Source organism: Alloyangia pacifica, from assembly GCF_900116195.1.
GTDB lineage: Bacteria > Pseudomonadota > Alphaproteobacteria > Rhodobacterales > Rhodobacteraceae > Salipiger > Salipiger pacificus.
Genome location: NZ_FOZW01000015.1, coordinates 81,087 through 103,579, shown reverse-complemented (window position 1 = coordinate 103,579; position 22,493 = coordinate 81,087). Strand labels below are relative to the sequence as shown.

Genomic DNA, 22,493 nt, shown 5'->3' with positions numbered 1-22,493 from the left:
GAGAACGCGAGGCGGCGTACAGACAAACCTCTCCCGATCGCACAGATGCGGTTTGGGGTTGTCCGTCATGTCAGGAAGCTGCTAGACCGTGAACATGTCAGTGTTCTTTTCAGGGTTTGCAGACCCTGAAGGTCTTGAGCTTCCCCGTGTAAGGCTGCCGCCTTCGCGGGGTTTGCTTCTTAAAAGGGGCTGATCCTTTCAAGAGATGTCAGTAGTTCACCTGCTCGAACCCATAGCTCCCGCTATAGTCTCGCCAGTCGACAAACACCGCACGGGCATGGATGGATGGACAATCTTCGCCCCAACCATCAAGTCCTTCGAACGCGGCGGGGAGGTCGTCGACGCTGCTGTCCGACCAACCGAACGCCCCGTGCTCCCCATAGGTCCCGATCTGAACGTTCTGAGTGCGCCGGCAATGGCTCTCTTCGCTGCCGATCTCTCGTTGTCTGGCTAAAGCGACATGATAGACCCGGATCGAGCGGACAAAGTCAAACTCCGGGCCGCTGATGTCGACATCGGCAGCATGGGATTGATTGCCGTCCTGCGCCGCCAACGCGAGCGCGGTCATCGGGTCGGTGGACAGGGCCCCGAGCGTCTTGCCCAGAACCGAGGGTAGAACCGCCGTGCCAGGTTCATGGACGTCTGGCGCACTTCGCGCTGCGATTGGCACGAGACGGGGCAGGGGAGTTTCGTCGCGATCTCTGTCGTAGCTGGCGCCGAGCGGGCAGTTCCAGATTTGAAGGGGCGGCTCGATCGGCGACGGGGTGATGCGCTCGATGAAGGTCTCGCGTGCTTCGGCGCACTCCGCGGTGGACGGCCAACCGCCCGCGAGACAAATCAGGATCGCGCAATCAACCTGGTAGGCCTGCGCCGTGCGCGGGGCTCCGATTGCTACCTCGGAGGCCAGGATCGCCGCACCGGCGATTTTCCGCGCATGCCGGATTCTTAACTTAGCCACGTCAACTGACCTCCATCTTCCGCAGGGCCGGGCTCCCGCACGCTTCGTGTTGACGTTAGGGAGCCCGCTATGAAATTAAGGCGAACAAACATGGGTCGTGCAGCCTCAGGTTGCGTCTTGAGCGGGTAGATTTCAGCAAACGCCGATTTTGTCAAATTCGCGTTTCAAGCTTTTTCGAAAATGGCATGAAAGGCGATTTTGAAAATAGGCCTTTCTCGTTGTGGCTGGGTGTGTTTCAACGTTACCCATCACCTGGCCAGATAATCCCGACGACAGGTGTCCCCGAATGAAAAAACAACGCCCGATTACAAGCGATGCAGTACAAGGCTTCCTTCAGGATGGTGGCAAAATTGAATACCGCCCTATCGAGGCTTCCAGAGGATGGCACTGGGAGCTTTGGGCGATCCGACCTGACGGGTCGGAAACCGTCGTCATCTCATCCAAGACCGGAGATGACCGCGTCTTCAAATCCGCGGACGCGCTGGTCAACTTCCATCTTCGGACGTTCCCCGGCTCCGAAGGTGTCTGGGTTCCGATCCCGAAGGGCGCCGAAAGCCAAGACGCCAAATGACCGGCTGGGCGCATCCCGCGCCCAAATCCGCCTGCCTTCTTCGGCCGGGCGTCTCTCTCTGACCCTCTCAGCCTTCCTTGCGGGTTTGCCCGGGATCGCAGAGACCGAGCCGATGAATGCGGCTGCGTTCCGCGCGCTGGCTGAGAACTGCGCGCCAGGCGTTTCACCGAGCGTGATGGAAAAGCTCGTCGCCGCCGAGAGTGGCTTTGAGCCCTACGCAATCGGTGTGAATGGCCAAGGACAGCGATCTTACACGGCGCAAAGCGCCGAGGAGGCCGCCCAACTTGCGCGGCGCTTGATCTCCGAGGGCGGCTCCATCGACATGGGGCTCGGGCAGATCAACAGCGCCAATCTCGAGTGGCTTGGTCTGACGCCCGACACTGTCTTTGACGCCTGTCGCAACCTCGGCGCGGCGCAGACCGTGCTGCGCGAGGGCTACGTCCGCGCGCGTGAGCGCGGCGCGGAGAAGGGCACAGCCTTGAGACAGGCCCTGTCATCTTACAACACCGGATCGCCGACGCGCGGATTTGCGAATGGCTATGTGGACCGCGTCCTCGGGGGAGGGCAGGGGGCCGTCCCCGTAGCTGCCGCGGCACGTCCGGCGGCGCCCCGCGGGCAGGCCGATCCGCCGGAGGGCTGGGATGTGTTCGCCACATCAAGCGCCTCCGGAGCCCACGTCTTCCAGTAGAAGGATTTCACCTTGAAACGTTTCCTGCAACGTCACCGGTCCGCCGGTGCGCCGATCTCTCTCGCCCTGATCCTGGCCCTTGTCGCGCAGCCCGCAGCGGCCGCCGGGTTCACCGATTTCCTGAACAATATTCTCGACGAGTTTGAGAGCGCCAAGCAGCCGATCGCGCTCATCGCGATCATGTTCATCGGCGCGGGCTGGCTTTTCAATTTCGTGGACCTGCGCCGCGCGGCCTGGGCCGTCGGCGGGGTCGTGATGATCTTCGCGGCCTCCGAAGTTCTGACGATGATCACCGCGTAGGGCGGGGCAGGGGGCTTTGATGACCAGGGAAAAGCTCAACGAGGATACGTTGTTCCTGGCGCTGACGCGTCCGGCAATGGTCTTCGGCATTCCGATCGAGGCTTTCGCGATCTCCTGCGGGCTTGGCGGCCTTGCGATGATCATGGCGGACTCGATTGCTTATCTGTCCCTGGCACTCCCGCTTCTCGCGCTCGCGCGGCTCGTCGTCGAGCGTGACGCCAACGCCTTCCAGATCCTCTTTCGGTGGCTGGATACCAATGCCCGCTGCCGGAACCGCAGCTTCTGGGGCGGATCGTCCTCCTCGCCGCTGCAGTTGCACCGGCGGCACCTGCTCGAGGAAATCGATTGATGGGCTTTGCGCGCAATATCAGAACCGAGAGCACCGCCGAGCGCTACCTGCCGTGTCTGCGTCATGCGGATGAGCATGCGATCATCACGCGCAATCGCAGTGCGTTTCAGATGATGAAGCTTGAGGGGGCGTCCTTTCGAACGGCGGACACGCGCCACATCAATGTCCTGCATGACACTCTGAGCCATGCGCTGCGCAGCATCGCAGGCCTTGGGGTGATGGTCTATGTCCATGTGATCCGCAGCCGCGACGAGGGCTCTCCGGCGGGCGTGTTCACCTCCGATCTTGCCAGCTGGATCGACGGCGCCTACCGCGCCCGGCTCGAGCAGAAGCGCCTATACCGGAACGACATCTATCTCACGCTTTACATGCAGCCGCGGAACTTCCCGAGCGAGCACCTCGTCCGCGAGATGCGGCGGGCCCGCTCGCGCCAGATCGAGGTGGATCAGGCGCTATTGGACGAGCTCGATGACAAGGCGGCCCAACTTGCTGGGAGCCTCAGCCGGTTCCGGCCGCGTCGGTTGTCGGTTGTTCGCAACGACCGAGATGTTCTGATTTCTGAGCCTGCAAGCGTCCTGAAGCAGGTGATTTCCGGCCGCCCTGCTGAAGTCCCGCTGGTTCAGGGCACGCTCGGCGGTGCGATTTACACTGATCGAGTGATCTTTGGCCGCGAGGTCTGCGAGATCCGCCATGCCGAGGCCAGCACCTACGGGGCCATGTTCGGGCTCAAGGAATATCCTGCCTGGACCCGGCCCGACATGCTGGATGGCCTGCTGACCGCGCCCTTCGAGTTCATCCTGACCCAGTCGTTCCGCTGCGCGGGCAAGACCGACGCTCTGCGCCAGATGTCGCTGAAGGAAGGACGGCTACGCAATGCCAATGACCCGGCGCTGTCGCAGGCGGACGGGCTCCGCGCGGCACGCGACGAGCTGATGTCCGGGACCTTCGTCATGGGCGAGCACAACCTCTCGCTTCTCGTGCTGAGCGACGATCCGGTGGCGTTGAAAGCCCGCGCCGCGGATGCCGTGACCCTGTTGTCGGAAGCCGGCGCGGTTGTCGCGCGCGAGGATCTGGGGCTTGAGCCGCAGTTTTGGGCACAGCTGCCGGGCAACCACGCCCATCGCGCCCGGACGGCGCTCGTGACCAGCCGCAACTTCACCGCGCTGGCCCCCCTGCACAACTACCCGACTGGACATCGCGCCGGAAACGAATGGGGCGCGGCCATTGCAAAGCTCCAGTCGAGCGCGGGGACGCCGTTCTACTTCAATTTCCACGTTGGCGATCTTGGCCACACGTTCATCTGCGGTCCCTCGGGCTCTGGCAAGACCGTTGTGCAGACCTTCCTGCTATCGCAGCTCGAGAAGTTTGGCGTGAAGCGCGTACTTTTCGACAAGGATCATGGTGCCGAAATTTTCGTGCGGGCCTCAGGCGGAACCTATCTCGATTTCCAGCCCGGTCGGCCCACGGGATGTGCACCGTTCATGGCGCTCGAGCTCGATGCCCCTGGCCAAGCTTTCCTTGTGGCTCTCGTCAAATCGATGCTGGGCGGCGATCAAACCACCTTCTCGGCCAGCGATGTACGCCGCATTGAGCAAGCCGTAGCAGGGCTTGCCAATCTTCCGCGCGCCGAGCGCAGCCTATCGGCGCTGCGCGAGCTGCTTGGGTTCGGCGGTGGGGCCGAGGACATTGGCGCGCGGCTCGACCGCTGGACGCGCGAGGGCCGGCTGGGCTGGGTCTTCGACGATGCCGCCGATGAGCTGTCGCTCGATGCCGATCTCGTCGGCTTCGACATCACCGCTTTTCTCGACGATCCGGAAATCCGCAAGCCGATCATGATGTATCTCATGCGGCGGGTGGAGCAGCTTATCACCGGCCAGAGGATCGCGATCTTCATCGACGAGTTCTGGAAAGCGCTGTCGGACCCGTATTTTTCCGACTTCGTGAAGAACAAGCTCAAGGTGATCCGCAAGCAGAACGGCATCATCGTCGCGGGTACGCAGTCGGCTTCCGATGCCATTACAAGCCCGATCGCGCGCACCATCATCGAGCAATGCGCCAGCCAGATTTACTTTGGCACGGACCGCCCCAGCCGAAAGGACCTGGTGGACGAATTCGGTCTTTCCGAGCGCGAGTTCGAGATCGTGCAGAGCAAACTGCCCATGGGGCATTTCCTCATCAAGCAGGCCCAGAATTCTGTGGTCTGCAATCTCGACCTCTCCGGCCTTGATGACGTGCTGACCGTTCTGTCGGGGCGCACCGCGAGCAACGCGCTCATGCATGAGCTGCGGCAGAAATACCCCGCGCCCCGGGACTGGCTCCCGCGGCTCCTCGCGACACGAAAGGACCTGGCATGAAACGGCACGCATTTCGCGCCGCGCCCCTGCTCGCCTTGCTCGCCCAGCCGGTGCTCGCTCAGGGCGTTCCGGTGATCGACACCACCGCACTCGCCAATGCCAAGGCGGAATTTGCCCAGCAGATCGCGCAGATGGTGCGGGAGCTCGAGCAGGCGCAGGCCCTTTACGCGTCGATCAACGGCATGACCGACATGGACTCGGTGGTGAATGCGCTCAACTCGCCGGAGGTGCGCGAGCTGCTCGGGCCTGAGGCCATGCAGATCGCCCGGGATTTCGATGTGACAATCGATGATCTCGGTGATCTGGCCAGCACTGCTCAGGACGCGGCGGATTTCGCCTCTTTGGGTAGCACAGACATCGACGCCGAGGATTTCTACCGCAGCGAGCTTGATCGGATCACCAACCGCTCGGCGCGAGACACCGCTATCGGCGAGCGGATCGTGACCCTCTCGGACGACCGCCTCGCAGGGCTCGATCAGCTCCGCGACAAGATTGGTGACGTCTCGACACAGCGGGAGATGGATGCGCTTTCCGCGAGGATCGCGGTGGAGCAAGCCATGCTGCAGAACGACACCAACCGCATTCAGGGCCTTGCCATGCTGCAGGACGCGCAGACCCGCGTCGAAGAGCAGCGCCAGGCGGAAATTGCCGAAGAGCGTCATGCCCGCGAGAGCGAAGCGTTTGAGCGGCTCTACGGCCCGGACGAATTCTAAGAAGGAGAACTGCCATGAAACGTCCCATCCCAATGCTGGCGGCACTGGTCGCGACTGCTTTCGTTGCTGGCTGTCAGGAAGATGAGAACCAGACGGTTGAGTATTTTTCCGAAAACCCTGACGCGCGCGCTGAGATGCTCGAGTCCTGCGAGGTATCCGATCGAGCGTTCGAGGACGCGAACTGCGTCAATGCCGAGCAAGCCGAACTCGAAGGCCTGCATGAGAAAGAGAGCGAAGCTGCAGAACGGCTCTTTGGCGAGCCATCGTTCGATTGATCACGCGCCGCCATAGAAGAGACGGGTCGACATGCTGCAAGCGCTCTACGACAACTTCACAAACAGTCTGAGCGAGAAGATGAACGCGATCAGCGGGACGATGTCGGCTGAGCTAACGGCACCGCTGACTGCCGCAATGACGATCTATCTCATCCTCTACGGCTGGGCGATGATCCGGGGCTCTGTTCAAGAACCGTTGCTGGACTTCACACTGCGGGGCGTCAAGCTCGCGATTATCTGGACGCTCGTTTCCAGTGCTGGGGAGTACACTGCTTGGGTCGGCGACACCATTCAGCAAGGCATCCCAGACTTCGTAGAGGTTCTCGTCGGTGGCCCGGCGAACCTTCCGTCTGACCCAGTCATGACCATGTCCTCGAAGATCGGCGAAGAGGTACGAAAGCAGTTTGGTTCGGGCATTGCCGGGATGCTCTATGGCTACGGGCTCTCGCTGTTCGTGCTTGCATCCACGGTGCCGTTTGCGGCGTTGGCCTTTGTTGTCAGCCTTATCGTGCATTTTGGCTTGGCAATGCTCGCCGCCGTTGGCCCGCTTTTTGTCGCGTTTGCGCTTTTCGAGGTCACTCGCGGCTGGTTTTTTGCCTGGTTGGGACAGACGGTGAACTTCGCGCTCTTGAAGCTCCTGGTCATCGTGCTCACTCAGGCGATCACCGCCTTCATTGCGGACGTTTATACCGCCTTCAATCCAACCGACGGCGCCGCCGCGGTCTCGGCTTTCGCCGTCGCAATGGCTTGCGGGACGATCTTTTTCTTCCTGTTGCCGTCCATCGCCTCGGCGCTGAGTGCCGGCACGTCGGCATCGACCGGCGCGGCGCAGCGCATGGTCGAGCGCAAGCTCTTCGGCACCTCCCCGCGTGTCGATGGCCCCGGCAGTTCGGGTGGCTCGGCAACGCGCACAGATTGAGGCCGACAAATCGGCCTCTCCAACCCGCAAACCTCCAAGGTAACGAGATGAAATTTTCTGTCCTGCTCATGGCTGTTCTCGGCCTGACAGCCTGCGCGACTACCACACCGCTGCCGGATGTTGCCGGCACTCAGGTGCGCCCGCTGAACCCGACCAAATGGAACTACCAGGACGCGGTGCTGCAAAAGCAGAAGGAAATCGGCGTGTCGCCCCGGATCGCAGATACTCGGGGAGGCGCGGAGACATGAAACCCGCGGAGGACAAGGAATTTGCCGCCTATCTGAAAGAGGCGCGCAGCTTTGACTATGATCTGCGCCTGGCCGCCGAGCGCTCCAAGCGCACCGCCTGGATCATTGCCGGGGTCGCAAGCCTCCTTGCTGTGACCAGCGTTGCGGCGGTGGGGGTCATGGCACCGCTCAAGGAGGTCGTGCCCTTCGTGATCCGCGTCGATACCGCGAGCGGTGTTCCGGAGGTCATGACCAGCCTCAATGATGGCGCCACGAGCTACGAGGAGACCGTCACCCGCTATTTCCTGGCGCGCTATGTCCGCGAACGCGAGGGCTACAGCTTTGCCGAGCGCGAAGCGATCTACCGGGAGGTGACGCTGCTCTCGGCCCCCGAGGAGCAGGCCCGCTTCTCGGATGCTTTCAACGGCTCAAACCCCAACAGCCCGCAGTACATCTATGGCACCGACACCCGTGCAGAGATCAAGATAAGATCGATCTCCTTCTTGGGCGACGAGCTCGCGCAGGTCCGTTTCTACAAGACCGCGATCAATGAGCGCGAAAACCTTCGGACCCAAACGCTCTGGGTTGCGACGATCGAATTCGCCTTCGACGGCAAGGCAGAGATCAGTGCCGAGGACCGGACCATCAACCCTCTCGGGTTTCTAGTGGAAAGCTATCGGGCCGACCCGGAGGTACCGCAATGAGGCTTCGGGCAGCTCTTATCGCTTGCGCGGTGCTGACGGCGGCAACGCCAGTTTTTGCACTCGACGTGCCGCGTCCCTCGCGATCAGACACGCGGGTCCGGTCGGTCAGCTACAACGAATGGGACGTCGTGCGCGTGGTTGGCACAATTCGGACCACGGTTCAGGTTGTCTTCGCCCAGACCGAGGAGATCATCGATGTCGGCAGCGGCGATACCGTCTCCTGGGAAATCGTGCCGCGCGGGAACATCCTCTATCTGAAAGCGCGAGAGGCAAATCCGCCCACGAACCTGCAGATCGCCACGATGCGTGCCGATGGGACGACCCGGACCTATTCCTTCGAGCTCATCGTGCGTGAAGGGGCGATCACCAACACGTCCGAGGATGTCTATTTCCAGATCCGCTTTGCCTATCCGACCGATGAGGCCAATAGGCGGCGCGAGGCTGCGGCCACCCAGAAGGCCCGGGCCCAGGAACAGGCGGCCAAGGCTCGGCTGGCGGAGTCGGTGGCGACATCAGTCTCTAAGAACTGGCGCTATCTCGCGGCCGGCAGCCGAGTTCTGCAGCCGACCCAAGCCTACGACAATGGCGAGATGACCGTGCTGACGTTCGCTCGCCGGACCCGCATGCCCGCCGTGTTCATTGTCGGCAGCGCGGGCACCGAGCGTTTGGCCAACACCACCGTGCGGAAAAACCAGGTCATCGTGCACGACGTCGCGCCGGAGCTGCGCCTGCGTCTCGGGGGCGAAGTGACCGCCCTTTATAACATGGGGCAGGGCCATGCGGTCGGCGGTGATGCCGGCACTGGCACCACCAGCCCCTCCGTGCGCCGCGAAATCATCGGAGAGTGAGCATGGCCGAGACCGAAAATTCCGATGAAGCGCTGGAAAATGCCGAGACCACCCTTCCGGGCGAGCGGGGCATTTCATCCTTCGCCGGGGCAAAATCCGCAGGGCTGACCGAGAAGAACAAGAAGCTCCTGGTCGCCACGGGCATCGTGTTCCTCGGGGCAATGGCCTTCCTGCAATGGCCGAGGGACGCCGAGCCTGCCCCGGAAGAGGTGAGGGAGCGTAGGGCCAGCACGATCCGCACCGCGGAAGATTTCCTACCCGCGGAACTTCCGGGGCAGGAAGAGTCGACATCCGCGCCTGAGCCTGATGAGAAGCCCGCGGCAGCAGAGGATCCCGAGGCGCTCGGACCCATCGAACGCGCGCGCCAGGAAGAGCAGCAGAGCCAGTCGTCAGAGCCGAGCGAAGCCGAGCAGCTCTTTGAGGCCTCGAAGCGCGCCCCGCTCATGGCGCATGCGGGCACAAGGACCTCAGCTGTGGGAGGCATTACGCAAGGCGCAGCGTCCGCAGAAGGCGCCGCACCAACGCTCTTCGGCGGGGGAACTGCCGAAGGTGCCGGACGCGAACTCTCAGGGCTAGCCGCGGAACTCGTCACCGGCACGCGCGGGGCCGAGCAGGCTCGAGTGCTGGCCCATCCGAACCTGACGGTCACCCAAGGCACAGTCATCCCCTGCGCGCTCGACACGGCGATGGATTCCACCGCGCCCGGTATGGTGCGCTGCACCGTCACGGATGACGTTTATGCCACCACCGGCGCTGTCATCCTTCTCGATCGCGGCACGAAGATTGTTGGTGAGTACCGGGGCGGTCTGCAACGGGGCCAGAAACGCCTCTTCGTTCTCTGGACCCGGGCCGAGACGCCGGCCGGGGTCATCGTGAACCTGGGCTCGCCCGGCGCCGACGCGCTGGGACGCACGGGTTTTGAAGGCGACATCGACACCCAGTTCTGGACGCGCTTCGGCGGCACGATGATGCTGTCGATCATAGATGACGCGCTGATCCTCGCGACCCGCTCGGGCACGGATGACGAGAGCAACTACGAGAACACGCGCGACGCGGCGCGCAGCCTTGCGGAGACCGAGCTCGAGAGCACGATCGATGTGCCGGTCATCCTGCGCAAGAACCAGGGTGAAGAGGTCTCGGTCATGGTCGCCCGCGATCTCGATTTCTCCAGCGTGTACCGGCTGCGATGATGCAGGTGCGTGACACGGGTCGTGCAAAGCCGAGAGCTACCAGCAGGGTCGTGCCCTCGGCTCTTGCCTCCCATCTGGAACCGCTTGCGCCTTGGCTCGCGCGCAGCGACGTGCTCGAGATCTGCATCAATCGTCCCGGGGAGGTGTTTGTCGAAGATGCCTCCGGAACCTGGGAGCAGGTCGCCGCCCCGGCGTTCACCTATTCCTTTTTGCTAGGTCTCGTCTCCACCGTCGGTAGTTGGACACGCCAGCAGGTCAATGAGCAGACGCCGCTCCTGTCTGGCGCCCTGCCAGGCGGCGAGCGGATTCAGATCGTCCTGCCGCCCGCGGTGCCCGACGGCACGATCAGCATTACAATACGCAAGCCGGCCCAGAAGAGCTACACGCTCGACGATCTGATGGCCCAAGGCATGTTCGAGGCTGTCAAAAGCTGTTCGACGGACGGCGGGTTGAGTGCGGAGGACGAGCGCCTTCTGTCTCTGCACCGCGACGGCAGCTGGCCGGCGTTCCTGACCTCGGCGGTAAGGGCGAAGAAGAACATCCTCGTTTCCGGCGCCACCGGCTCGGGCAAGACCACGTTTTCCAAAGCGTTGCTCCCACTCATTCCGGCGCACGAACGGCTTATCACGATCGAGGACACGCTTGAGCTCGGCCTGCCACATCAGAATGTTGTGCGGCTGATCTACTCAAAGGGGGAGCAGGGCGCGGCGCGCATCACCGCGCGCGAACTTCTCGAAAGTGCCCTGCGCATGCGCCCGGACCGGATCTTCCTGCAGGAGCTGCGGGATGCCGCGGCCTTTTACTACCTGCGAAACGTCAACACCGGCCACGGCGGATCGATCACCACGATCCACGCGGACTCCCCCGCACTCGCCTTCGAGCAGCTGGCGCTGCTGGTCAAGGAAAGCGACGCCGGCCGGGACCTCACGCGCGGCGAAATCAAGGAGATGCTGATCCACATGGTCGATGTCGTCGTGCAGCTCAAGCGCACCGAGGTGGGGCGCCGCGTCACCGAGATCTACTTCGACCCCCTCCAGAAGCTGGGAGGCGGCGCATGATCGTTCAGAACTGGCATCGTCTCGGCACGCCGGCGCGGGCCGCCGCAATCACCGCCGCCGCCGGCATTGGCGTGGTGGGCGGGCTCATGACCTCGGCCTACGCCCTGCAGTGGGGTCTCAACGTTCCGGTGCATCTGCCCCGCGACCTGTTGCTCTGGCCGCGCGCGGCGCTCGCCGGGTACACCGATCCCGAGACCCTGAAGTGGGTCAAGCTTGCAGGCTACGCTGGGCTTTTACCCGCTGCTGTCCTGGGAGCAGCTATCCTCAAGGCAAAGCCCAAGCCAAATGTCCACGGGAGGGCCGAGTTTGCCCGCGAGCGCGAAATCCGGGGCGCGGGCATGCGCTCGAGCGCCGGTCTGATCGCGGGCTTCACCTCGGCGCGCCCCCACAAGACTTACGGCAAGCCCGTGGACAGGTGGGGCAGGGCGGTCGAGCACAGCGGCAGACTCAAGATCCACAAGGCGGGGCACCTCAACGCCGACAATCTGCTAATGTATGGCGGGGATGAGCATGTGCTCCTCTATGCCCCGACCCGCTCAGGCAAAGGTGTCGGTGTGGTCATCCCCAACTTGCTGAACTGGCCGGGATCCGCTGTCATTCTCGACATCAAGAAGGAGAATTGGGCGCTGACCGCGGGTTTCCGCAAATCGGGAGGGCAGGAGGTCTTCCTGTTTGATCCGCTCGAGCCTTCCGGCAAGACACACCGCTGGAATCCGCTGGCGACCGTACGTCGGGGCACCGAGTTCCAAATCGAGGACCTGCAGCGTCTGGCTGATCTCTTCATCCCGGTGGCGTCCAAGGACCCGTTTTTCGACCGGGCCGCGCAAACCGCCTTTGTCGGCGTCGGTGGCTATCTCGCCGAAACCCCCGAGCTGCCGTTCACCCTTGGGGAGATTTACCGGCAGCTGACGCTGACCCCGTCTTTTGCAAAGACGTTCCGCAAGCGCATCGAGGACCGCGCGAAATCCGAACGGCCGCTCTCGATGCAGACGGTCTCGACGCTGAACGACTTCCTGTCGAAGAGCGAGAATACCTTCGAGAGCGTCAAGTCGACCATCACCGCCAACCTCGGGCTCTTTGCGAACCCCATGCTGGATCGGGCGACAGCCGCGTCGGATTTTGATTTTGCCGACCTGCGGCGCAAGCCGATGTCTATCTACGTCGGCATCTCACCAAACAACCTTGGCCGCCTCGCGCCGCTGATGAACCTCTTCTTCCAGTCCTGTGTCGATGCCAACATGCAGGAACTGCCCGAGCAAAATCCGGCGCTGCGGCACAAGGTGCTCCTTTGCATGGACGAGTTCGCTTCGGTGGGTGAGTTGCCCGCCTTCAAGCGCGGCATTGGGTACTTTGCCGGCTATGGTCTCAAGGTGCTGACTATCGTGCAGACCCCGGCGCAGCTTGCTGACATCTACGGTCGCGACGGCGCCGATGCCTACATGGACAACTCTGGCGTCAGCATTGTTTTTACACCCAAGGGGCTCACCGAGGCGAAGAACCTCTCCGAGCGGCTCGGCACGCTGGGCGTCGAGGTGGAGAGCGAGAGCAAGTCCAAATACTTGGCCAATCGCCAGGGCACGACCGTCAGCCAGAGCGAGCAGCGGCGGTCTCTTATGCTGCCGCAGGAATTGCTGCAGATGGACCAGAGCGAGGCCCTGGTGCTGGTGGGTGGCCACCCGCCGATCAAGGCAAAGAAGATTCGCTATTACGCGGAGGCTGCGTTGCTCAAGCGCACGAAGATTCCGGCGCCGCATGTTCCGTCCATCGCGGGCAGCACGCTCGAGCGCGAGCTCGCCCTGGTCAAGGCACAGAACGCCATGCTTATCGCGCGCCAGACGGAGATGCAGGAAAAGGTCGATCACATCCTCAGCCTGCAGGCCGCTCATGCGGAAAACATCGCCAAGGGCGAACCCGCGGAAGTGCCGATGTCCGACGAGGAGATCGCCGATCCGGGCACGATTTCCTACGAGCGGCTGAGCCTGACGGGACATCAGCAACAGGCAAAGATTGCAGAGCTCAACACCGCCGGAACGATCGGAACGAAAGAAGGCGCCATCGAACTGCTCGAGGCCTTTGGATGCGGCGACATCGCGAACCAGCAGGGCGACGAAAGGGATGAGCATGGATGAGAAACAGAACGAGGTGGGGTTCACCCTTTCCTATGCCGGCAATGACACCATGGCGCGGTTTGCCACGGCAGCGGAGGCCGGACGGGCATTCGCCGATGCGGATGCAGCGCAGCGGCCGCGGGTCATAGAGGCGGTGGGGCAGGGCGCGCGCACGCTGGCCTCGACCGTGACCATCGGGACGGATGTGCAAAAGTCGGTGCCGGCGCTGGAGAGCTTGCCCGACGTCTCGGCGAAGGAGATCGGTTCCAAATCCCGTGAAGGGTTTGGCGAGAGTGACCTCGCGTTTTGGACCGCGTATCATGAGCGCGTTGCGGAGCAGGAGCGCGAGGACGCCGTGAAATCCCCGGTGGCCGAGGTCGCCGCAACAGTGCGAGAGGAACAAGGCCGGGGGACGATCGCCCCGGACGAAGCCACGAAAACCCGGGCAGGGGAGGATCGGTTCTCCCTCCCGGCCAGCTACCATGACCGTTTCCTCGTGACGAAGGCCGCGCATCAGCAGGAACTTTACCGATCCTACGAAGATGTGCGCCCGGCAATCAGCGACACGGGCGACCGGCTCAGCACCCGCAACGCGGATCGCGGCACCGCGATGGACATGATCGAACTCGCGGCGCACCGCGGCTGGCAGAACCTCACAGCCCGGGGTCCGGAAGAGTTTCGCCGCGAGATGTGGATCGAGGGCACCGCGCAGGGCCTGAAGGTTGAGGGCTACCGGCCGACCGAGAAGGATCGCGAAGAGGCCAGTCGCCGAGGGCAGATGATCGGCGAGCGCGTGCTCGAACGCACGGATGGTGAGCAGATCGAGCGCGGCGGCAGTACAGCAGGGTCGTTGCGATCTGACGGGACGGCGAAGGACGGAAACGTGGTGCAAATGCCGCGCGCCAACTTCGCCGAGGGCATCACCGGCACGATCACCGAAATCGGCTCTGCGCCATACCGCAATCGCGAAGGCGCCAATTCCGTGCCATTCATCGAACTCGCGCGCGAGGGTGAAAAGGTAGAGCGTCTCTGGAGCGTGACCCTGCCCGACGCCGTCGAGAAACATGAACTCAAGGCTGGGGATCAGGTGACGCTGTATTCGCCGGGGGTCCAGCCGGTGACCTACAAAACCATAGACAAGAAATCAGGCGAAGAGGTCGAAAGACAGGGGCATCGGCGCCTTTGGGATGCGCGGGATATTGAGCGAGCGGCGGAGGTCAATAGAGGCGAGCCGGGCGTCGTTGAGGCGCAGCCACAGGAAAATGCGATGGCTGTAGCCGAGGAGAATAGCACAGTGTCCGACAAACTGCGGGAGCAGGAACTGTCCTCAGAACGTCTCGAGGATCGTATCATGCACTATGAGCCCGGCGATCAGGCTGTCAAAGGCTCGGCGAGCGTGCTTGCCCACATGGACGCGCGGATGCGGGCCGGTGGGGTGTCGGAAAAGGATCGAGAGGCGGCTCGGGAGAATGTCGCCAAGCTCCTGTCGCAGGGGCTGCAGGCAGGGAGGTCGGTGCAGGTTCAGAGCTTAGCGAATGTTTCCAGGGAGCAGGAGCGGCTAGCACAGAATGCCGGGCAGGTGGCTGAGAAAGAGCGGGCGCGCGGGGTGCAGAAGGGACAGGAGCGGTGAATGCCGCGCGTGCCGTTATGGGTGGCGGGATTTCGGAATTGGGTCCTGTCCGCATGCTCGTGGGAGTTGCGGCCTTGGTCTGGCTGGAACTCCAGATCTCTATGCGTTCGGCACTATACCATTGACGGCGCTTTGGTCCGTGGACACTAGCTCCACCTGAGGTAGATCTCGCGCCCGTGACGTGCGGCATCAGGCTTCAAAGAGGCGGGGGAAAAGCATTTCGTGCGTCTGACTGGGGAAGCGCAGCTGCAGTGGCGCGCGGGGTGTGATGGACCCCAGCACCCCATCATCGGTGAGTTCCTTGATGACGGCGCGTGCGGTGCGCGGGGCCACGCCCAGGATGGCCGCTGCATCGCCGCGGTCAACTTCGCCCCGAACGAGGACTGCCCGCAACAGATCGGACGCGCCGGCACGGAAGTCGCGGCTTGTCGCATAGCGCGCGAGACGCTTGCCCATCCCGTCAAATCCCAGAAGCTCGTCCATGAACTCTACCTGGTCGAGACAAACCTTCAGGAACCAGTCGGTATAGGTGGTTAGTGCCGCCAGGGAGAGATTGCCTCTCCCGTCCCGATCGCTCTGCCGAACCCGGTCGGCCAGATGCATCATGGACTTGTACTCGTCGCGCCCGGGTAGACCTCCCTCCAGTCCGCGGGCGAGCCCCCGGGAGACCGACCAGCGGCCGCTGGCACCGATCCCGGCATGATGGGCCAGAGCATGGCTCATGAGCCGACTGACGCGGCCGTTGCCATCGTAGAACGGATGGATGAAGTTGAGCCGGTGGTGGGCCGTGGCCACCGCGAGGATCCGGGCCGTCTGCCCGTGCAGCCAGTCAAGCCGGAAGCGCGCATGGAAGTGATCCATGAAGGCCGGCACCTTGTCATGGGGCGGAGGCACATGCTCGCCGATCTCCACGTCCCCGTCACGCCATTCTCCCGGCACCATGACCACCGGGTGCGCGCCTTCCCGGATCGTCAGGGCGGAGGCGTCGAGGTCCCGGTAAAATTCAGCGTGAAGCCAGCGGATGAAGTCGGGTCCGGTCGGATCCTCGAGCGTGCCGGCTGCGGCCTTCGCATCGATCTGCGCCTGGATGCAGACGTGGGCGGCGCTTTCCTGTTGCAGGGCGCGGCGCTTCGGGTCGGCATCAAAAGTGCCTGACAAGGCGCGCTCAATCTCCCGGGGCCGGGTGTTGTTGCCCTCGATCCGGTTCGAGTAGTAGCTGTTCATCACCCGGATCATTGAGGCAACCTCGGCCAAGGTCTCGGCGGGCAAGTTTCGACCCAGCTTTGTGGCAGCCGTCGCTAAAGCCAGGGCGCAGTCGGCCAGCTTGATCGGCAGATCCTCGATCCGGGCTGGCTCGATTCGCGTAGGGGCGATGATCATCTCGGCCACTCCGGAAATCCATTTCGTGCCACTAAGTTGCTTGTCTAAGTATCTGCAGTGTGGAGGCTTATTCAAGTTTATTGCAGTTTTATGCCACTAAGGCACGCCACTATTTCGTGCCACTCCGCCCGACCGCTAGAAGTCCCGATGAGGCTTCCCGCGCCGGTGAAGGAGATAAACTACGGCCAGACAGTGCTTTTGCGGCGGGGCCGCGTCCGTGTGGAGGCCTGCTAGGTATTGCTCATGGCTTGGAAGCCAGCCCCGGGCACCTTATTTGCAAACAGGGCGGGCAGGGGGCTCGGCCTGGTGAGAGGACAAAATGCAGCGCGGCGCGATCCAGCCTTCGGAGCCCAAGGACTACTTTTCTGCAGCGCGGGCACGCGTCGATAATTATGCCAAATCGACGTTCTCCCTCGCGGGCTCGGCCCGGCTGCATCGCAGGGCCCTGGGTTTGGATGTCCTCTGTGCTCCGCTCAACGTGGTCTTGGCGCCCCTTCATGCGCTCCTGCGCCTCATTTCACTCTTGCTGCGCGCGGTGCGCCTGAGACGCGCTGCAGCCCTTTTGAGGCGCGTCCATCTGATCCTGCCCACGCGCACGGCTCGCACGGTGGAGGAGGGGCTTCTCAAGCATGTATTTGCCCTGCCGGACGGTCCGGGACGCTCTATCGCCGATCGCTTCGCCGAGGCTCCTCCGCTTCGAGATGACACTTCCCTCAGCGAAGATGAAACGCGCAGGCGGGCGGAGCGGGCCGCAGCGAATATCAAGACCTACACCGGCACCCGGTCGGCCGTGGCCGAAATGACCACGGCGCTGCTGACAATCTGCTTCGGGGCCTGGCTGTTCCATCGCCTGACGCCGGGCATGCTGTCTCTAGCGCCTGCGCTGGCCGATAGCTATGCCATGGACGCCGCGATCGGGAACTTCCCGCTCGGGCGTGGGCTGGGCGGCCTCTGGTATGGCGCATTCCCTGTCGGCGCTTCGCCTCTGGCCATTGTCACGGTCGCCCTGATGCTGATCGTCACGGCGGCCATCATCACGGCCTTCGCGGGCGTTCTGGCCGATCCCGTCCAGACTCGGCTCGGTGTTCACCAAGCCCGTCTGCGCCGGTTGGTCACCGCGGTTGAGCGGGACATGACAGGGTCAGACTCGGCACCCTTCGCCGCGCGCGAACATCTCTATGCGCGGGTCTTCGACATCGCCGATATCGCCGGTGGGCTGTTCAGGCACTTCCGCTGAGGTCAGCCTGGATTAGCGCTGAACACGCGTCATCGCCCAAGCACCAAAAGTATCAGGTGCCCGGCATGGGCCCACTCCTCGTTGGAGCGAGCGGTAGCTTTGCGTGGCCTTTTCCTTGCGAGCATCTTTTGGGCGGACTCTCAGCCCTCAGCCGTGATGCTGGTAACCTTCCCCCCACCGCAGCTCGAGTAGGCGTACCCGCGCTTGGTCGCCAGCTCATTCCTAGACCTGATGATCGCGGAGTGAGCTGACTGGGCACGGCAGACCGCGTTACATATTTCAGCGTTATCCGACCGGGCACTCCTTTGGGCATGAGACAGACGCAGAAGAGGGCTCGAAAAATTCAAGAACCACATACTGTTAACCCACAGGCCGCGTACGCACCTGAAGTCATTTGTCGCTTCGTAAAATTTGGGAGGCTTCCCTGTTCAAAGGTGTATTATCTTGGGAGAGGCCGCCGACCCAGTCAGCCCACTCCGCGATCATGGGGTCTATGGGACGCGGGCCTCTGAGGAACCACGGGGACGTGGTTCCGGCGATGCGCCGGGACCGACTGATGCCAGTCCAGACAGCGAGCACGCAATTGCGATGGGCACGTCTTGATTCTATTGAATCAGCATCGTGTTGGCAGCTGCCGCGCTGACCACCGACCGAAACACGCATCCCCGCGGCCCTAGCAGTGAGGCCGCGCTCTAGGGAAGGACGGCGACCTAACTGGACTTAAACCCCACTCCGACGGACCAAGCCGCTTGGGCCGAAGGCGATCGACGAAGATGGCCCCGTGACCGAATTCAGAGCCAAAGTTCGCTGCCGACAATGGGGCTGGCTCAGATGCTCAGTACCTCGAAGTCCAAAATTCAGGAGGGCGTGTTTGGACCAATGTCATCCGCGTCCGGCACGGCCACTTGTGTTCTGTCGATGGTCTTGAAGCGCGGCTTGTGCGGCGGAAACTTGGCGCGGTCCTCTTCGAGCAGGCCCGCGTCCGTGATGATGAGGTCGATGGAATTGATCGGCACCGTGCGGTGCAGGGCGCAGGACATGAACCTGCTGCTGTCGGCGATGAGCACGACCTCTCTTGCGGCGGCGGCCATGGCTCGCTTCATGTGCCCCAGTTCCAGATTGGTTTCCGACGTGCCATTCTCGTCGATTGCGGTGGCCGAGGTGAAGAAGATGTCGCAGTGGATATTCTTCAGGAAGCCCAGCCCGGGCTCTCCCAGCAGGCTGAACGAGCCGACACGACACGCGCCTCCAGGCACGATCAGGGTGATGTTGTCGCGGTAGGTCAGCTGCTTGGCCACGTAGAGATCGTTGGTGATAACGGTAAGCGGAAACTCGATCTTTGCGATCTCGTCGGCCAGGCGATGACAAATGACGGCGCCGGTATCGATCAGGAGGGACTGGCCCGGTTCGATGAGCGTGAGCGCCTCGCGCACTATGGCCAGCTTTTCCTCGACCGCTGTTCGCTGCGACAGGTCGGTGGACGGCTCGTAGCTCGAGCGGGACCGGATCGCCACCGCGCCGCCATGGGTGCGCCGCACGAGCCCCTCGCCTGCCAGGACGTCCAGGTCCCTGCGAATGGTCGATACTGAAATCCCCAGCATCCGAGCAAGATCCTGACCGGATCCCGCCTGGTTCTGCTTGAACCAGTCGATGAGATGTTGCCGCCGCTCTGCCGGCAGCATCTCTTCATTCAATGTGTCCTCTGACTTGCGCAAGGGGACCTCCTAATCTGGCATTGGGTCGGTTTGACCTGACTATCGGTAACTAAGTGCGTCAAAGCAGGCTAGGTAACCAAAGGACGATCTGCGGGAAAACCGCGAGAATGACCGTTCCGAGACACAGCAGCAGGAAGAAAGGCATCGTCGCGCGCACGGTTTCCCCAAGCGATCGCTGCGTGAGGCCCTGCAGGACAAAGAGGTTCAGTCCCACTGGCGGTGTCAGGGCGCTCATCTCTATCATGATGACGAGGTAGATGCCAAACCACAGCGGGTCGAAACCGGCCTGCACGATGAGCGGGACCGCGATGGGTACCGTCATCACGGTCATCGAGGTGCCGTCGAGGAACATGCCCAGCACGATGTAGAGACCGGCGAGGATCAGCAGAACGCCATAGGGCGACAGATCGAGCGACGAGATTGCCTGCGTGATCTGATTGGGCAACTGCAGGAAGGCGATTGCTGCCGACAGGAAAGAGGATGCGGCGATCAGCATCAGGATCATGGCCGAGACGCGGATGGTCGCGGCAAGGCTGTCACGCATGAGTTTGAGCGTGAACTGACCGGTGACGATGGTGATCACGATGGCCCCGAACACGCCGACCGCGGCGGCCTCGGACGGCGTGGCGATGCCCGAGTAGATCGACCCGAGCACGACGAACATGAGCAGCATGATCGGCAACAGTTCGACAAAGCCGCGCGCGATCGCGCGGGCGTCCACCTTGCCTTCGTAGCGCGGGGCACGTTCGGGGTGCAGCAGCGAGACAAGCGCGATGTAACCCGCGTAAAGTCCTGCCATCATCAGGCCGGGCAGCAGGCCGCCGGCAAAGAGCTTGGCAATCGAGACTTCGGCCAGGACCCCGTAGACGATCATGGCAATCGAAGGCGGGATCAGCAGCCCGAAGGAGCCAGCACCGGCCAGCGAGCCTGCGGCAAGGCGCAGGTCGTAGCCGCGCGCCTGAAGTTCGGGGATGGTGATCTTGCCCACCGTCGCCGTGGTTGCCGTGGACGAGCCCGAGATCGCGGCGAAGACCGTGCAGCCGAAGACGTTGGTGTGCAGCAGGCCGCCCGGGATGCGCGCCACCATGGGCGCAAGGCCACGGAACAGCCGCTGCGAGATGTCGGTGCGGAAGATGATGTCCCCCATCCACATGAAGATCGGGATGGCTGCAAGCTCCCACGAGATGGCGGAGGAAGAGATCACCTTGGTGGCAATGGTCCCGATGCGGGCAGCGCTGAAGTCGAGGACAAAGTACATCGCCGAGGCCCCGACCAGCATCAGGCCGGAGAAGATCCACGCGCCGGAGCCGAGAAAGAGAACGAGCAGCAGCAGGATGACCGTGGCGGAAAACGTGATGGACATGGAAATCTCCCGATCAGAGGGTCAGGGCGCGTTCTTCGGCGTGACCGACCACGATGAGTCGGAGCGCCCGTACGAGCATTTGCAGGAGCAGCAGGATAAGGCCCACGAAGAAGAAGCTCTCGGGGATCCAGAGCGGGATCGGGATCAGGTGTTCGCTGACCGAACCGCGCTCGAAAAGCTTCGCCACCGACTTCCACTGGTGCATGGCGAGGAACCCCATGATGGCCGCGGAAGAGCCGAGGGCGAAGGCCTCCACGATCCAGCGCAGCGGACCGGAGAGCGTGTCGGTTAGGGCTGTCACGCGGATCATTGCGCCTTCCTCCAGCGCCCAGGGCGCGGCGAGGAACGTGATCGCGGCAACGCCGAAGCCCACCAGAACATCGGCCATATAGGTCGAGGTGGAGAACATCCGCATGCAGATCTCGAGCAGGATGAGAAGGGTCATCGCGACCAGAAGGACCGCCGAGATGACGGCCGCGGTCCTGTTGAGGATCGTCGACAGCCGAGCGATGGAGGCAAGCCAGGCCGGATCGTCGTTGCGGTCGGGGTGGTGGTGCTCTTCGATCTCGGGGAGTTCAGGCTTCTCTACGGGACTCACTGCACGCTCCATGGTTTGTCATTCCTAGGGGCTCCGCGCCCCGCTGTGCAGGGCGCGGAGGATAGCAAGGATCAACCCTGCTGGGACTTCAGTTCCTCAAAGCGGGCCAGGATGCGTTCGCCGCGCTCGCCTGTCTCGGCCAGCCAGGTCTCGCGCACCTGAACACCGGCCGCTTTCAGGAAGTCGAAGACCTCTGGCGGCACGTCCGCGCTGCGGGTGATGTTCATGCCGTTCTCGGCCATCTTGGTGTAGGCCTTGTCGATCGAGGCGCGGATGATATCCCAGTTGTAGGCGTCGCAGGTCTCGATGGTCTCGAGCATGGCGGCCTGAACGTCCTCGGGCAGGGCGTCGAACTCGTCCTTGTTCACGTGGCACATGAACAGGCCCATGGCGTAGCTGAGTTCGGTGAAGTCGCTCAGGTAGTCCCAGATCGACAGCTGGATCGCGCCGTCCGCAGAGGTGAGTACCGCGTCGAGACCGCCGGTCGACAGCTGCGGGATCAGGTCGGACCAGGCAACCTGCAACGGCGCAGCGCCCGCGTTCTTGAGAGTCTGGGTGCCGTTCACGTCATAGGTGCGCACGCGCAGGCCCTTGAGGGCATCTTCCGAGGTGATCGGCATCTTTGCGTGGATGCCGGAGGGCGCGTTCGGCATGGCCCAGAGCAGCACCATGTTGTTCTCTTCGAAGACCTTCGCATATTCTTCGCGGGCGGCCTGCCAAAGCAAGTAGGCTTCGTCGAGATCGGAGGCGATGAAGGGTAGCGACGACAGGTTGAACAGGGGATCGATGCCGCCGAGTTGCGTCATCAGCGTGACCGCCGCTTGCACGCCGCCATCCTGCACGGCATCGAAATGGTCAATCGACTTGTAACCGAGGGCGCCGCCGCCCTGGTAGTTGATGCTAAGCTTGTCGCCGACCTTCTTGCTGACTTCCTCCACAAAGAAATTGCACGCCTGGCCAGAGAGGGACGTGGCGCCGTACTCATCGGACATGTCCCAGCGGACGTTGGCGAGGGCGGGGCCGGTCAACGCGACGAGCGCGCCGGTAGCGGTGGCGGTGCGCATGAACGCGCGACGAGTGAATGTCATGGTAAAGCTCCCTGCGATTGCTTTCGTTTCGGGCGGATACGTTCGCCGCACCGATCATTGAGGCGTGCACAATGATGCGTGTATGCAGGCACATTTGGACCCTATTCGTCAAGAAAGTTTCACTTACCGCCATAGAATCTGATGGATGATGCTCATATTTGACTTTTTTTCTGTAAAATTCGGCATGCCTTAGCCAGTATCCCGACATTCTGTCATCGCT

At 62.8% G+C, this 22,493-nt stretch carries 22 protein-coding genes; 16 read left to right on the top strand and 6 right to left on the bottom strand.

From position 1 onward, the window contains the following. Positions 1–208: 208 nt before the first annotated feature. Positions 209–958 (bottom strand): hypothetical protein, encoded by a 750-nt coding sequence (locus tag BM397_RS24865; RefSeq protein WP_245696242.1) that lies wholly within the window; start codon positions 956–958, stop codon positions 209–211. 286 nt (positions 959–1,244) lie between these two features. Here BM397_RS24865 and BM397_RS29115 point away from each other — a divergent pair, with 286 nt between their 5' ends. From BM397_RS29115 to BM397_RS24795, 15 genes are all read left to right on the top strand, one after another. Beyond that, the gene (locus BM397_RS29115; RefSeq protein ID WP_143015445.1) at positions 1,245–1,529 is read left to right on the top strand and encodes a hypothetical protein; all 285 of its coding nucleotides are present in this window, start codon (positions 1,245–1,247) and stop codon (positions 1,527–1,529) included. 112 nt (positions 1,530–1,641) lie between these two features. Continuing rightward, a complete protein-coding gene (locus tag BM397_RS24860) occupies positions 1,642–2,217 on the top strand; it encodes a lytic transglycosylase domain-containing protein (protein WP_245696243.1) in 576 nt (191 codons plus the stop codon). A 12-nt stretch (positions 2,218–2,229) separates the two neighbouring features. Beyond that, the gene (locus BM397_RS24855; RefSeq protein WP_194137103.1) at positions 2,230–2,517 is read left to right on the top strand and encodes a TrbC/VirB2 family protein; all 288 of its coding nucleotides are present in this window, start codon (positions 2,230–2,232) and stop codon (positions 2,515–2,517) included. A 19-nt stretch (positions 2,518–2,536) separates the two neighbouring features. Then, a complete protein-coding gene (locus BM397_RS24850) occupies positions 2,537–2,866 on the top strand; it encodes a VirB3 family type IV secretion system protein (RefSeq protein ID WP_092430655.1) in 330 nt (109 codons plus the stop codon). Then, positions 2,866–5,220 carry a VirB4 family type IV secretion/conjugal transfer ATPase gene (locus tag BM397_RS24845; RefSeq protein WP_092430657.1) on the top strand — a complete coding sequence of 785 codons (2,355 nt, stop codon included), beginning with the start codon at positions 2,866–2,868 and terminating at the stop codon, positions 5,218–5,220. The genes BM397_RS24850 and BM397_RS24845 overlap by 1 nt, the downstream gene beginning before the upstream one ends. Further along, positions 5,217–5,933, top strand: a complete 717-nt coding sequence (locus tag BM397_RS24840) for a TrbJ/VirB5 family protein (RefSeq protein ID WP_092430659.1) — start codon at positions 5,217–5,219, stop codon at positions 5,931–5,933. Before BM397_RS24845 ends, BM397_RS24840 begins: the two co-directional genes overlap by 4 nt. 14 nt (positions 5,934–5,947) lie before the next feature. After that, positions 5,948–6,208, top strand: a complete 261-nt coding sequence (locus BM397_RS24835; protein WP_092430661.1) for an EexN family lipoprotein — start codon at positions 5,948–5,950, stop codon at positions 6,206–6,208. Between the two features lie 31 nt (positions 6,209–6,239). Further along, positions 6,240–7,127: a TrbL/VirB6 family protein gene (locus BM397_RS24830; protein WP_092430663.1), complete on the top strand. Its 888-nt coding sequence runs from the start codon at positions 6,240–6,242 to the stop codon at positions 7,125–7,127. Positions 7,128–7,174: 47 nt separating this feature from the next. Continuing rightward, positions 7,175–7,375 carry a hypothetical protein gene (locus BM397_RS24825; protein WP_092430665.1) on the top strand — a complete coding sequence of 67 codons (201 nt, stop codon included), beginning with the start codon at positions 7,175–7,177 and terminating at the stop codon, positions 7,373–7,375. Then, a complete protein-coding gene (locus tag BM397_RS24820; RefSeq protein WP_092430667.1) occupies positions 7,372–8,058 on the top strand; it encodes a VirB8 family type IV secretion system protein in 687 nt (228 codons plus the stop codon). The genes BM397_RS24825 and BM397_RS24820 overlap by 4 nt, the downstream gene beginning before the upstream one ends. Continuing rightward, entirely contained in the window at positions 8,055–8,906 is an 852-nt protein-coding gene (virB9, locus tag BM397_RS24815) for a P-type conjugative transfer protein VirB9 (RefSeq protein ID WP_092430669.1), read from the top strand. Before BM397_RS24820 ends, virB9 begins: the two co-directional genes overlap by 4 nt. 2 nt (positions 8,907–8,908) lie before the next feature. Further along, entirely contained in the window at positions 8,909–10,096 is a 1,188-nt protein-coding gene (gene virB10 / locus BM397_RS29830; protein ID WP_092430671.1) for a type IV secretion system protein VirB10, read from the top strand. Then, a complete protein-coding gene (virB11, locus tag BM397_RS24805) occupies positions 10,096–11,154 on the top strand; it encodes a P-type DNA transfer ATPase VirB11 (RefSeq protein ID WP_092430727.1) in 1,059 nt (352 codons plus the stop codon). Before virB10 ends, virB11 begins: the two co-directional genes overlap by 1 nt. Then, positions 11,151–13,283, top strand: a complete 2,133-nt coding sequence (locus BM397_RS24800) for a type IV secretory system conjugative DNA transfer family protein (protein ID WP_092430673.1) — start codon at positions 11,151–11,153, stop codon at positions 13,281–13,283. Before virB11 ends, BM397_RS24800 begins: the two co-directional genes overlap by 4 nt. Beyond that, positions 13,276–14,892, top strand: a complete 1,617-nt coding sequence (locus tag BM397_RS24795; RefSeq protein WP_092430675.1) for an LPD7 domain-containing protein — start codon at positions 13,276–13,278, stop codon at positions 14,890–14,892. The genes BM397_RS24800 and BM397_RS24795 overlap by 8 nt, the downstream gene beginning before the upstream one ends. Before the next feature lie 189 nt (positions 14,893–15,081). On the opposite strand, the gene BM397_RS24790 is transcribed toward BM397_RS24795, so the two are convergent. Continuing rightward, entirely contained in the window at positions 15,082–16,272 is a 1,191-nt protein-coding gene (locus BM397_RS24790) for a Fic family protein (protein WP_092430677.1), read from the bottom strand. 319 nt (positions 16,273–16,591) lie between these two features. Here BM397_RS24790 and BM397_RS24785 point away from each other — a divergent pair, with 319 nt between their 5' ends. Continuing rightward, positions 16,592–17,509, top strand: a complete 918-nt coding sequence (locus tag BM397_RS24785; protein ID WP_092430679.1) for a DUF6635 family protein — start codon at positions 16,592–16,594, stop codon at positions 17,507–17,509. Positions 17,510–18,366: 857 nt separating this feature from the next. Here the strand turns inward: BM397_RS24785 and BM397_RS24780 are convergent. The 4 genes from BM397_RS24780 to BM397_RS24765 all read right to left on the bottom strand — a co-directional run bounded on the left by BM397_RS24780 (position 18,367) and on the right by BM397_RS24765 (position 22,273). After that, complete coding sequence (locus BM397_RS24780) at positions 18,367–19,224, bottom strand: DeoR/GlpR family DNA-binding transcription regulator (protein WP_235958008.1); 858 nt, start codon at positions 19,222–19,224, stop codon at positions 18,367–18,369. Positions 19,225–19,282: 58 nt separating this feature from the next. Then, a complete protein-coding gene (locus BM397_RS24775) occupies positions 19,283–20,587 on the bottom strand; it encodes a TRAP transporter large permease (RefSeq protein ID WP_092430683.1) in 1,305 nt (434 codons plus the stop codon). A 13-nt stretch (positions 20,588–20,600) separates the two neighbouring features. Continuing rightward, positions 20,601–21,185, bottom strand: a complete 585-nt coding sequence (locus BM397_RS24770; RefSeq protein WP_245696244.1) for a TRAP transporter small permease — start codon at positions 21,183–21,185, stop codon at positions 20,601–20,603. A gap of 71 nt (positions 21,186–21,256) precedes the next feature. Next, positions 21,257–22,273: a TRAP transporter substrate-binding protein gene (locus BM397_RS24765; protein WP_092430687.1), complete on the bottom strand. Its 1,017-nt coding sequence runs from the start codon at positions 22,271–22,273 to the stop codon at positions 21,257–21,259. Between the last annotated feature and the right edge of the window lie 220 nt (positions 22,274–22,493).